The sequence below is a fragment of the Sinorhizobium mexicanum genome (assembly GCF_013488225.1).
GTDB classification, from domain to species: Bacteria; Pseudomonadota; Alphaproteobacteria; order Rhizobiales; family Rhizobiaceae; genus Sinorhizobium; species Sinorhizobium mexicanum.
The window spans coordinates 724,835-737,126 of sequence record NZ_CP041241.1; the positions used below are offsets into that span (position 1 = coordinate 724,835).

General features: G+C 62.4%; 10 protein-coding genes. 3 read left to right on the forward strand and 7 right to left on the reverse strand.

Annotated features, from left to right (window positions below; genetic code table 11):
* Positions 1-3: 3 nt before the first annotated feature.
* From FKV68_RS27620 to FKV68_RS27635, 4 genes are all read right to left on the reverse strand, one after another.
* Positions 4-1,989, reverse strand: coding sequence for an amidohydrolase (locus FKV68_RS27620; RefSeq protein ID WP_180943698.1), 1,986 nt, complete (start codon positions 1,987-1,989; stop codon positions 4-6).
* Positions 1,989-2,273, reverse strand: a complete 285-nt coding sequence (locus FKV68_RS27625; RefSeq protein ID WP_180943699.1) for a XapX domain-containing protein — start codon at positions 2,271-2,273, stop codon at positions 1,989-1,991. Before FKV68_RS27625 ends, FKV68_RS27620 begins: the two co-directional genes overlap by 1 nt.
* Positions 2,274-2,344: 71 nt before the next feature.
* Positions 2,345-2,998 (reverse strand): hydrolase, encoded by a 654-nt coding sequence (locus FKV68_RS27630; RefSeq protein WP_180943700.1) that lies wholly within the window; start codon positions 2,996-2,998, stop codon positions 2,345-2,347.
* 213 nt (positions 2,999-3,211) lie between these two features.
* Positions 3,212-4,057 carry an AraC family transcriptional regulator gene (locus FKV68_RS27635; protein WP_180943701.1) on the reverse strand — a complete coding sequence of 282 codons (846 nt, stop codon included), beginning with the start codon at positions 4,055-4,057 and terminating at the stop codon, positions 3,212-3,214.
* A gap of 192 nt (positions 4,058-4,249) precedes the next feature.
* Here FKV68_RS27635 and FKV68_RS27640 point away from each other — a divergent pair, with 192 nt between their 5' ends.
* Entirely contained in the window at positions 4,250-5,179 is a 930-nt protein-coding gene (locus FKV68_RS27640; protein ID WP_180943702.1) for a LysR family transcriptional regulator, read from the forward strand.
* A gap of 46 nt (positions 5,180-5,225) precedes the next feature.
* Here the strand turns inward: FKV68_RS27640 and FKV68_RS27645 are convergent, their stop codons facing one another.
* Together FKV68_RS27645 and FKV68_RS27650 are read right to left on the reverse strand one after the other, a co-directional pair.
* Positions 5,226-6,362 (reverse strand): NAD(P)/FAD-dependent oxidoreductase, encoded by a 1,137-nt coding sequence (locus tag FKV68_RS27645; RefSeq protein WP_180943703.1) that lies wholly within the window; start codon positions 6,360-6,362, stop codon positions 5,226-5,228.
* Between the two features lie 186 nt (positions 6,363-6,548).
* A complete protein-coding gene (locus tag FKV68_RS27650; RefSeq protein ID WP_180943923.1) occupies positions 6,549-7,505 on the reverse strand; it encodes a LysR family transcriptional regulator in 957 nt (318 codons plus the stop codon).
* Positions 7,506-7,670: 165 nt separating this feature from the next.
* Between FKV68_RS27650 and FKV68_RS27655 the strand changes: the two genes are divergently transcribed.
* The gene (locus tag FKV68_RS27655) at positions 7,671-8,858 is read left to right on the forward strand and encodes an acyl-CoA dehydrogenase (protein WP_180943704.1); all 1,188 of its coding nucleotides are present in this window, start codon (positions 7,671-7,673) and stop codon (positions 8,856-8,858) included.
* Positions 8,859-8,869: 11 nt separating this feature from the next.
* On the forward strand, positions 8,870-10,057 hold the full coding sequence (locus FKV68_RS27660) for a CaiB/BaiF CoA transferase family protein (RefSeq protein ID WP_180943705.1): 1,188 nt from the start codon (positions 8,870-8,872) through the stop codon (positions 10,055-10,057).
* Between the two features lie 189 nt (positions 10,058-10,246).
* Here the strand turns inward: FKV68_RS27660 and htpG are convergent, their stop codons facing one another.
* Positions 10,247-12,136: a molecular chaperone HtpG gene (gene htpG, locus FKV68_RS27665; RefSeq protein WP_180943706.1), complete on the reverse strand. Its 1,890-nt coding sequence runs from the start codon at positions 12,134-12,136 to the stop codon at positions 10,247-10,249.
* Between the last annotated feature and the right edge of the window lie 156 nt (positions 12,137-12,292).

Sequence of the window (12,292 nt, forward strand, 5' to 3'; positions counted from 1 at the left end):
TCGTCAGACAGCCCAGCAGGAGCAGCCGAGCGCGCCCCAGAAACCCTTGAGATCGGTGACCGGCAGCTTCGACGTCCAGGCGCCGGCATGATCGTGACCATGGACACCGCAACTGTTGACGCAGCCGCAGGTGGCGATCGCCGTTCGGCGCAGAGAGCGCTTGCCGGCACCCTCCGGTTCTCCCCAGGCGGCGTAGCCTGCGTAGGTCCTGACCGGCGACCAATCGGGCATGGCCGGTGGGACTTCGCTTTCGTCATGGTCGGCAAAAGTTCCCGCCGCATAGACGACCTTGCCGCCGACGACCGTCAGGTCGGAGGTCAGGAACGAAATCTCGTCCTCGGCGCAGGCGAAGAAATCCTTGTCCGGGACGATGCAGTCTGCGAACTGGCCTTTCTCGATGCGGCCCTTCTTGTCTTCCTCGTTGGAGAACCAGGTGACATTTTCGGTCCACATTCTGAGCGCCGTCTCGCGGTCGAGGCAATTGCGCTGCGGATAGATCCGCATGCCGCCGACCGTGCGGCCGGTGATCATCCAGGACAGCGAGACCCAGGGGTTGTAGGAGGCGACGCGCGTGGCGTCGGTCCCCGCCGACGTCTTGACGCCCTTTTCCAGCATGCGTGCAACCGGCGGCGTGGCTTCGGCGGCGCCCAGGCCGTAGCGTTCGACGAAGTATTCGCCCTGATAGGCCATGCGGTGCTGGACGGCGATGCCGCCGCCGAGGGCGGCGATGCGGTCGATCGAGCGCTCGGAGATGGTCTCGGCATGGTCGAAGAACCAGTTGAGGCCTTCGAGCGGGATATCCTGGTTGACCTTTTCGAAGACGTCGAGAGCGCGCGAGATGGTCTCGTCATAGGTCGCATGCAGGCGCCAGGGCCAGCGATTCTCGGCGAGGATGCGCACAACCGCCTCGAGTTCTCCCTCCATCTCCGGCGGCATGTCGGGTCGCGGCTCGCGGAAGTCCTCAAAGTCGGCGGCAGAAAAGACAAGCATCTCGCCGGCGCCGTTGTGGCGGAAATAGTCGTCGCCCTGCTTGTATTTCACCGACTTCGTCCAGTTGAGGAAATCTTCCTTCTCCTGCTTCGGCTTCTGGGTGAAGAGATTATAGGCGAGGCGAACGGTCATCTGGTCGTCGTCGGCGAGCTTCTGGATCACGGCATAGTCGTCCGGATAGTTCTGGAAGCCGCCGCCTGCATCGATGACGCCGGTGACGCCCAGCCGGTTCAGCTCGCGCATGAAATGGCGCGTGGAGTTTACCTGGTACTCGAAGGGCAGCTTCGGGCCCTTGGCGAGCGTTGCATAGAGAATGCCGGCATTCGGCCTGGCAATGAGCATGCCGGTCGGGTTGCCGTTGGCGTCGCGGGCGATCTCGCCACCCGGCGGGTTCGGCGTTTCCTTCGTGTAGCCGACGGCACGCAGCGCGGCGGCGTTAAGGAGCGCGCGATCGTAAAGATGCAGGAGGAAGACCGGCGTGTCGGGGGCGATCGCGTTGATCTCCTCCAGCGTCGGCAAGCGCTTCTCCTCGAACTGGTGCTCGGTGAAGCCGCCGACGACGCGCACCCATTGCGGCGCCGGCGTAATCGCCACTTGCCGCTTCAGCATATCCATCGCGTCGGCAAGCGAGCGGACGCCGTCCCAGCGCAATTCCATATTGAAGTTCAGGCCGCCGCGCACGACGTGGGTGTGGTTGTCGATGAGCCCCGGCAACACGCGCCGGCCCTTGAGGTCGATAACTTTCGTGCCGGGCCCTGCGAGCGCCATGATCTCGCTGTCGCCACCGACGGCGAGAAACTTGCCGTCCTTGACTGCAACGGCGGTTGCGTTCGGGTTCGTCCGGTCGAGCGTGGTCACCAGGCCATGATGGAGGATCAGATCGGCGCTCATTGGCTTGTCTCCAGGATTCGAAACGGAATTGGCGGCGCGCGCCGGTGAAAACAGCCCCGGGAGCGCCAGAGCGGATGCCGCTCCCAGAAAGCCGCGGCGGGTCGGCATCAGCCGATCTCCCGCGTCGGCGGCTGATCGGGCACGCCGTTGTGATTGACCCCGGTCGGCAGTTCCCCGAAAACGTGCGGGACACAGCGGCTGTTGAACCATGAAACGTTCACCGGGTGGCCCGACATCAGGCGCTTGACGACCGGGACCGCCTGTTCGCCGATGAGGATGCCCAAGAGCCCCACCAGCGCGATAACCGGCGGCGCCGGCGAGCGAACGTTAAGCAGGCTGTAGATGACGCCCACGAGCAGCCCGGCGCCGAGCGACAACAGGTACATTTTCATCGACATTGTCCTTTCGGCGAGACGGCCGTTCCGCCCGATGTGGACGGAACGGTCGGAGCAACTGGCAGCTTTCAGTGTCCTTCGGACGCACCGAACATGCTCTTTGCGTAGATGATGCCGAGGCCATAGGAGCCGCCGAACCTTTTGGCGATACCCGTCGTCATGTCGTAGGTCTCGGTGCGGGCCCAATCGCGCTGCAGTTCCAGCATGTATTGCAGCGAGGTCATCGGCCTGACGCCAGCCTGGACCATGCGTTCCATGGCACGCTCATGCGCCTCTTCCGAGACGTCGCCGCAGGCGTCGGCGATCACATAGACTTCGAAGCCCTGGTCGAGCGCCGAGAGCGTCGGTCCGACGATGCAGACGGAGGTCCACAGTCCGCAGAAGACCAGCCGCGGCTTGCCGATGGCATTGACCTGCTCGATGACGGCGGCGTCCTCCCAGGTGTTCATCGAGGTGCGGTCGAGTAGCGCCTGGCCCGGGAAGGCCTCGGTGATCTCGCCGAACATCGGGCCCGAGAAGGTCTTTTCGGCGACGGTCGTCAGAATGGTGGAAACACCGAAGCCGGCGGCGGCGTGCGCCACAAGCGCGGCGTTGTTACGCAGCAAGACCGCGTCGATCGACTTTGTCGCAAAGGCCATCTGCGACTGAAAATCGATCATGATCAGCGTGTGGTCCTTCGGTGATATCAGAAGGGAACCAGGGGTCGGGGTGGCGTTCGGCATTGAGACCTCCATAATGTTGCGCGTACGTGCGAGAGAATGTCGATTGTAGATCTGGGAAGAATGCTGATTGTAGATATGCGAAAGGATGCTGATTGTAGATAACTGCTCTCGTTGTCGAAAATTGCTCCGATGGATGGATTTATTTTATCGACCTCGCGCAGACGGGCGTAATGAACAGCCGACGATCCTCCAGAAGTTGTCTGCTGCCGGGGCTCATTTGCGCTGCATCCGCCGCCAAGCGGCCGGTGACGCGCCGCAAATGGACGAAAATACGTGTGTCAGATGGCTTTGATCGGTAAACCCACAGCTGACCGCGATCTCGGCGATGGGCGTCTCACTCAACAGCAGGTTCTGGGCCATCTGGATTCGGCGCTCGGTCAGCCAGCGGTGAGGCGTGCGCCCCGTCGATTTCTTGAATGTCCGAATGAAGTGGCTTGTCGACAGGTCGCATATCGACGCGACCTCGGTCATTGATATTTTGCGCGACGCATGTTCAGCGAGATATGCCGTCGCAGCAGCCAGTTGGTGTCTGGAAAGGCCATGTTGCCGGGCCGGCGCCAGATCAACGCCGCCGTAGCGGCCTACCAGGTAAGCCTGAAAAGCGAGCAGGACGTGGTCCACATACAGATTGTCGGCGTTGTCAGGATCTGCAAGGGCGGGCAAGAGTGCCTGGCCAAGGTGATACACCACTGAGTCGACCTGGCCGGACTCGCACTTCAGGCGGGGCAGGTCGACCTTTCCGTTGTCGAGCAAAAAGTCGCGCAAGGCTCCGCGGTCGATCGTAAAGCGGATGTTGTCAAACGCCGAGCGATGTTCGCAGCGCCAGTCCTCCACAAGGTGAGTGATCGACAGCGCCCCCTGTGAGTGGCTTCCGTCATGGACCAGTCTTCCGTTTCGCCACAAGCGGTGATCCTTGAAGGGGCGAAGTTGAACGATGGTGCTGAACGAATCCGAATTCGGGATTGCGACGCTCTCGGTCTTGGCAACGCGATCGCTGCGAACGCGAGCAACCGACACGGAGTCCGATCGAAGAACGGCTACTTGCGGTCCGGTTGACATGAGCTTCCTCCCTTCTTTCGTTCCGTGCAGTGGCTTCGGAAACGGCCTGCCAGAGCCTCTTTCTTTGCGTGTCGACGATCCGGATCCTCGTCTAGTTCCCGGCGGCTTGGTTCTCTCGTTCGTGTATATAGGCTTGCAGGCTTTCTTAGGCAGTGGGATAATTGTGACATATTTGTTCGAGAAAGTTGAACTATGTCCAATCCTGGCACGCCAACTTTCGAGCAGCTTCGGGTGTTTTTGGCCGTGGTCGATGCCGGGAGTTTCGCAGGAGCGGCCCGCAATCTCAATCGCGCCGTCTCCGTCGTCAGTTACGGAATCGCCAATCTGGAGGCGCAGCTCGGGCTTGAGTTGTTCGAACGCGACGGCACGCGAAAGCCCAAGCTGACGGCTGCAGGTCGTACGGTGCTCGCGGAGGCACGGGCGCTGGCTCAAGGCGTCGACGGCCTGCGCGCCAAGGTGAAGGGTCTACTCGACGGATTGGAGGCGGAGGTCGACATCGCCGTCGACGTGATGGTGCCGGCGGAGAGGATTGGAAAGGCGTTGCACTCCTTCGCCGAGACGTTTCCGACGGTGGCGCTGTGCCTGCATGTCGAGGCCCTTGGCGCGGTTACTGCGGCGGTGCTGGAACGCAAGGCAGTGATCGGCATTTCCGGCCCGCTGGCAACGGCCGTCGAGGGAGTGAGTTGTATTGCGGCAGGGGCGGTGGCGACGATCCCGGTGGCTGCGCCCGACCATCCGCTCGGGCGGATGGAGAGGATCGAGCCGGGGGAGGCGCGCAACCATGTTCAGCTCGTCTTGACGGATCGCTCTTCCTTGACCGAGGGGCAGGACTTCGCCGTGCTCAGTCCCCGCACCTGGAGGCTTGCCGATCTCGGTGCGAAGCATGCGCTGCTGCGCCAAGGGCTTGGCTGGGGCAACATGCCCCTGCCTCTGGTCCAGCCCGATCTCGATGACGGCACGCTGATGCGACTCGCGATCCCCGACCACAATGGCGGGATCTATCGTTTCGCCGGCGTCTGGCGGCGCGACACACCGCCGGGGCCGGCCGCGTCGTGGCTTTTGGATCAGTTCGTGGCGCTGGGCGCCGGCGACGTCGACGAACAAGGATTTGCGGGGATCTAGGTCCGGGGCCTCACGGCCGTTTGCAAGTCGATGCCCATAGGCCCCGCTATGCGCCTGGACGATCGAAGCGGGCAGGGGAGAAGGATTGCGGATCGAGTGCTTCCCTCTTGAAGGCTTCCGGCAGAGGGCTATCGGCAAGGCGACTGGCCGCGAGGACTCCCAGCGCCGGCGACGTGAGGATGCCGTAGCCACCCTGTCCGGCAACCCAGAAGAAATCCGGTCGCCCTGATGCAAATCCAATGACGGGCAACTTGTCGGCGGAAAAACTGCGCAGGCCCGCCCAGCTCTTGGCGATCCTCCGCACTGAGATCGTGGTGGCCTCTTCCACGTAGTGTGCTGCCCAGGCGATATCGATCTCCTCCGGCTGGACATCGGACGGTTCGCAGGGCGTGGCGTCCGCAGGAGAGGCGAGCAGTCGCCCGCCTTCGGGCTTCATGTAAAAATCCTCGTCTATCTCGTTGATTTCCGGCAAGGTTGCCGCGTCCACGCCGTCCGGGAGATCGACGGTGATAGCGGTGCGGCGATGCGGAACGATACCGATCGGCTCGACCCCGAAGAGCGCGGCGACCGGGTCTGCCCAGGCACCGGCGGCATTGACGACAATCCGCGCGCTGAACTCGCCGGCGGTCGTCGTCAGGATCCAGGCGGCTCCATCATGTTCGGCCGACAAGATCTCATGGCGTTCCAGGATCTCGCTTCCATTGCGCCGGGCGCCCTTGACGTAGCCCTGAAGCAGGTTTTCCACCTCGATGTCCCAAAAGTTCGGGTCATAGTAAGCCGCAGCAACGTAGTCGGGTTTGAGGATCGGAACGCGGGACACGGCCTCTTGTGGTGTCAGACGCGCGATTTCCGGCGTGAACGTGTGTTCCTCGGCGAGAACCGTTTCGAACCGCGCGATTTTGTCGGCGCTGGCGATCATCACGCCGCCCCGCTGCTTCAAGAGCGGCACATCGGTGAAGCCCTGCGGCGGTCGATCGAAGAAAACCTTGGCGATCCTTGCCAGCGCGCACACTTCCGGCGCGTTGTATCTCAGGACGAACTCGGCGGCAGAACGGCCGGTGCTGTGGTAACCAAGCGCGTCCTCCCGTTCGATGACGGCGACCGAGCGGTGCTGGCTGAGGAAATAGGCGAGCGACAAGCCCGCAATTCCGCCACCAATGATGACCACGTCGTATTTCCGCATATTCCCGGGCTCCCGACGGCGCCGTGTGTCCTTTCAGACGCACAAGGTCGCCGTAACGCTTTGAATTGCTGCATGTTTTGTCCTTACATCGGGTGCGATTTAAGGACAAAACATGCAGTACATCGTTCGCTCGGACCATAAGGGGACGAGAGGGGCTGTTCAAATTTATAGTTGGAAATGCCGTTATCAATCCTGATGATGGTTCAGGCAGTGATCCAGCGGTTCGGTGTCGGCGACATGCGCGAGAAAGGCTGCTTCCGCCGGATTAAGGATCGAGTTGGGGTTCGAGATACGAAAGACCTCCGCCGTCGGAAGGTCGCTGTAGGGCGGCAACTGCCATAACTGCCCGGCTTTGGCTGCAGGGCCCGCGAGATGATCGGGCAGCATGCCGATACCGACATTAGCGCAAATCAGCCGCATCACCTCCTCGACATTGCAGGAAACGCCCCGGACCTGCTGGCCGAAGGAGCCGAGTGCGCGAACGGCCGTCACCGAATTCATGTGCTGCCCGCCAAGGACGTCGGCAATGAAGGCGATGTAGGGGTTGCCGCGCAGATCGTTGAAATCGATGCCTTCGACGCCGAACAGCGGATGGCCGCGCCCGCAATAAAGTGCGTAACGCTCGCGAAGATGGAAGCTCTTGTTCAATCCGTCGGGAATCACGCCGTCGCAGAGGGCCATTGTGGCGATGTTGCGCTCGACGGCACTGAGCACATCGACCGTCGTCGCGATCGTCACCGACAGTGTCACTTTCGGATGCATTCGGAAGAAAGTGTCGAGCTTGCGATCCCAGGCCGGATTGTGGGCATGGCTGACCGAGTGGATGTTGAGATGACCGGTCACCTCCTCGCCCGCGGTCTCCAGCACATTGGGCAGACGGACCACCGCCGCGAAGATGTCCCGGCACTGGCCGTGCAATTTCTCGCCCGCTTCGGTGAGATTGAACCGACCCGGCCGCCGGTCGATCAATTTCTGGCCGACGGTCTGCTCAAGCCGTTTCAACGCCATGCTGACGGCCGGCTGCTGCAGAAGCAGCCGGTTGGCCGCCGCCGTGATGCTGCCCTCCTCGACAACGACCACGAAGGTGCGCAACAGGTTCCAGTCGAGATTGTGGGCAAAACGTTCGAGGCGATTGTTGGTCATGGCTGCGGGCGTGTCGATCTCTGTATCGCGTTTGCGAATAATCAGCAGAACGGCCTCCGGCGCAAGGTCCATTCCCCAGACGCATGAGGCAGTGCCTCAATTTCGTTTGAAACCGCTGAGCCCGCTTGCCATAACCACAGGCGGAAAATACGACGGGAGAGAGACATGGCCGAAAAGATCCAGTTCCAATGGGACGATCCATTTCTGCTCGAGGATCAGTTGAGCGAAGACGAGCGGATGATCCGCGATACGGCGCGCGCCTACGCTCAGGAGAAGCTGCAGCCGCGTGTGATCGAGGCCTATCGGGAGGAAAAGACCGACCCGACGATCTTCCGCGAGATGGGCGACCTCGGCTTGCTCGGCGTCACTGTGCCGGACACCTACGGCGGCGTCGGTGCGTCCTATGTCGCCTACGGCCTCGTCGCGCGTGAAGTCGAACGCGTCGATTCGGGTTATCGCTCGATGATGAGCGTCCAGTCCTCGCTCGTGATCTATCCGATCTTTGCCTACGGTTCGGAGGATCAGAAGCGGAAGTATCTTCCGAAGCTCATCAGCGGCGAATGGATCGGCTGCTTCGGCCTGACTGAGCCGGACGCAGGTTCCGATCCCGCGGGCATGAAGACGCGGGCGATCAAGACCGATGGCGGCTACCGCCTGGTCGGCTCGAAGATGTGGATTTCCAACGCGCCGCTCGCCGACGTGTTCGTCGTCTGGGCGAAGTCGGAGGCGCATGGAAACGCGATCCGCGGCTTCGTGCTGGAAAAGGGCATGAAGGGGCTTTCGGCGCCGAAGATCGCCGGCAAGCTGTCGCTGCGCGCATCGATCACGGGCGAGATCGTTCTCGACAATGTCGAGGTTGGCGAGAATGCGCTGCTGCCGAATGTCGAAGGGCTGAAGGGTCCCTTCGGCTGCCTCAATCGCGCCCGCTACGGCATCTCCTGGGGTGCGCTCGGTGCGGCTGAATTCTGCTGGCATGCGGCGCGCCAATACGGCCTCGACCGCAGGCAGTTCAACCGTCCGCTCGCCCAGACACAGCTCTTCCAGAAGAAGCTGGCGGACATGCAGACCGAGATCTCGCTCGGACTGCAGGGGTCGCTGCGTGTCGGCCGGCTGATGGACGAAGGCCGGATGGCGCCGGAAATGATCTCGATCGTCAAACGCAACAATTGCGGCAAGGCGCTCGACATCGCCCGGATGGCCCGCGACATGCATGGCGGCAATGGCATTTCCGAGGAATACCAGGTGATGCGCCACATGCTCAATCTGGAGACGGTCAATACCTATGAGGGTACGCACGACGTGCACGCCCTGATCCTCGGCCGCGCCCAGACCGGGCTCCAGGCCTTCTTCTGAGTGTCGCCGTCATGGAAGCGCCGCTGAAGGGTATTCGCGTTCTCGAACTCGCCCGCATTCTGGCTGGCCCCTGGATCGGCCAGACGCTTGCCGATCTCGGCGCCGATGTCGTCAAGGTCGAAAGCCCAGCCGGCGACGATACCCGAACCTGGGGGCCGCCCTTTGTCGAAGGCGAGGGTGGCGAGAAGCTCGACGCCGCCTATTTCCACGCCTGCAACCGGGGCAAGCGCTCGGTCGTGCTCGACTTCACGACCGAGGAGGGGCAGGAGGCGGTACGCCGGCTGGCGGCGCAATCCGACGTGCTTCTCGAAAACTTCAAGGTCGGTGGTCTCGCCAAGTACGGACTCGACTATGAGAGCCTCAAGAAGATCAACCCGCGGCTCATCTATTGTTCGGTGACCGGTTTCGGCCAGGACGGCCCCTATGCTCACCGCGCTGGCTACGACTACATCGTCCAGGGCATGAGCGGGATCATGGACCTGACCGGTGAGCCGGATCGCGAGCCGCAGAAGATCGGCGTTGCTTTCGCCGATATCTTTACCGGGCTCTACGGCGTGATTGCCGTGCAGGCGGCGCTTGCGCAGCGCGAACGCACCGGCGAGGGGCAGCAGATCGACATGGCGCTACTCGATTGCATGACCGGCGTGCTCGCCAACCAGGCGCTGAATTTTCTCGTCTCGGGCAAGGCGCCGCGGCGCCTCGGCAATGCGCATCCGAACATCGCGCCGTACCAGGTCTTTCCGACCGCTGACGGTCATTTGATCGTCGCTGTCGGGAACGACCGGCAGTTCGTCAAGTTCTGCCACCTGCTCGGTCGCGCGGATCTGGCGTCAGACGAACGATATCTGACCAATGCGGGCCGTGTTCAATATCGCGAGACTCTCACACCCGAGCTCGCCGCGGAAACGGTGAAGTTCGCGCGGGATGCGCTTCTGGCGAAGCTCGAAGCGGCAGGCGTCCCCGGCGGCCCCATCAATACGGTCGCGGACGTATTCACCGATCCCCAGATCCTTCATCGGCAGATGCGGGTGGTTACGCCGCACACCGGCGCGGCGGCCGGTACGTCGCCCGGTGTCAGGACACCGCTTCGCTTCTCGGGCGCGTCTCTCGCACTCGAGCGCGGCGTGCCGCGGCTTGGGGAGCATACGGCGGAAGTGCTGGCTGAGATCGGCATGACCGTCCCGAAAGCAAAAGGGTGAGACCGGCCAGGCTTCACGTTGCGAGTTTGCGGCTTTTGCCCCTCTCCTCGGGTTTAACCCGAGGACTGGCCCTCTCCCCGCAAGCGGGGCGAGGGGATTTTGGCGCGGGCGCTGCCGCTTGTCCCTTCGCCCCGCTTGCGGGGAGAAGGTGGCCGGCAGGCCGGATGAGGGGCATATCCGCTAAGGTTCTTAACTCTTCAAAGCCCGGCTGAACACCCGCGACAGCCGCTCCGCGAAGGCGCGCGGATCTTCCGGCTTGTCGCCGTCGAGGACACGCGCTTGGTCGAACAAGAGCTTCACCGCGTCCTCGCGGAATGCGCCGTCCTCGGCGGGGCAGGCAGCAATGGCCGTGATCAGGCTGTGGCCCGGATTGATCTCCAGGATCGGCTTTGCCGCGCCATCGATACGACCAGCACCCTGCAACATCTTTTCGAGTTGGCGATCCGGTCCATGTTCGGGTGCTACGAGACAGACCGCGCTTTCCGTCAACCGCTCTGACGTCCTGACGTCGGAAACCACGTCACCGAGCGTCGCCTTGACGAAGGTCACGAATTCGGCCACGGCCTGGCTCGCTTCCGTGGACGTCGCGTCGTCGGAAGTTTGCTTGGCGATGCCGGCGAGATCCGCCGCCCCTTGCGTGATCGACTTGAACGGCTTGCCTTCGAAATCCGGCGCCGAGGTCACCCAGAAGCTGTCGACCGGATCGGTGAGCAGCAACACTTCGATGCCGCGGGCGCGGAATCCTTCAAGCTGTGGCGAAGCCTTCAACTGCGCAAGGTTGTCGCCGGCCAGATAGTAGATCGCCGTCTGGCCCTCCTTCATGTCCTTGACGTAGTCGTTCAAGGCGCGCTGATTTTCGTCAGACGCAGTGGTGCGGAAGCGCGAAAGCGCAATGAGCTGTGCCCGTCGCTCGAAATCTTCGTAGATGCCTTCCTTGATGACGCTGCCGAAATTCTCCCAGACCTTGGCGAAGGTCTCGGGCTCGCTTTCCGCCAGCTTCTCTATACTGGTCAGCACACGGTTCGTAAGTCCCTTGCGGATGCTGGCGAGCAGCGGGCTTTCCTGGATCATTTCGCGCGAGACATTGAGCGGCAGATCGGCCGTGTCGATGAGGCCGCGTACGAAGCGCAGGTAACGCGGCAGCAATTCGGCCTCGTCGGTGATGAAGACGCGCCTGACATAGAGTTTCATCCGCCCCTTGCGATCCGGGTCGAAAAGATCGAAGGGCTTGGAGCCCGGTACGAAGGCGAGCGCCGTATATTCATGGCGACCTTCGGCCCGGAAGTGAACGGTGGCGGCCGGTTCGTCATACTGCCCGGCGACGCTGCGGTAGAAATCCGCATAGTCTTCCTTGGAAATCTCGCTCTTCTGTTTGGTCCAGAGAGCCGTGCCGTCCGCGACCTGGGCGGGCTCTTCGCCGGGTTTTTCGACGATCGAGATCGGCACGGGCACGTGGCCGGATTGCTCTTTGACGATCCTCTCGACCGTCCAGCGCGATGTGTAGGTCTTGGCGTCGTCCATGAGATGCAGCGTGATCCGCGTGCCGCGGGCCGGAGCATCGACGAGTTCAACCGCGGAAACCGTGTAGCTGCCTTTGCCGTCCGACGCCCAGTGCCAGGCTTTGTCGGAGCCCGCACGCCGGGAAACGACGTCGACATTGTCGGCAACCATGAAGGCCGAGTAGAAACCGACGCCGAACTGGCCGATGAACTGCGCGCCCTCCTTGCCCTGGGCCGCCTCTATCCGCTCCATGAAGGCCCGCGTGCCGGAACGGGCGATCGTGCCGAGGGATTCGACCAGTTCGTCACGGCTCATGCCGATGCCGTTGTCTTCGACGATGAGACGCGCCCGTTCCTCATCCAGCGTCAACGTGATGCGCGGTGCTGGATCGTTGGCGAGCAGCTCAGGCGCGACGATCGCCTCGTAGCGCAGCTTCTCGCAGGCGTCCGCCGCATTCGAAATCAGTTCGCGGAGGAAGATGTTCTTGTCCGAATAGACCGAGTGCACCATCAAATGGAGTAGCCGCGCCACATCGGCTTCGAACACATGTTTCTCGACGGACATTTCGACTTCACTCATCGCCTTGCAGACCTCCTTGGCTTTTGCCCCAATTGGCAGCCCGCGCGCGGAATTTCAAGGGTCGTCTTGCGACCGGTGCCGTTCAGTGCCATCCTGCCTGCGCGCCTACTGAAGGCCGAAGGGGATCGGCGCATTTTTTTGTGTGAACTGTCAAAT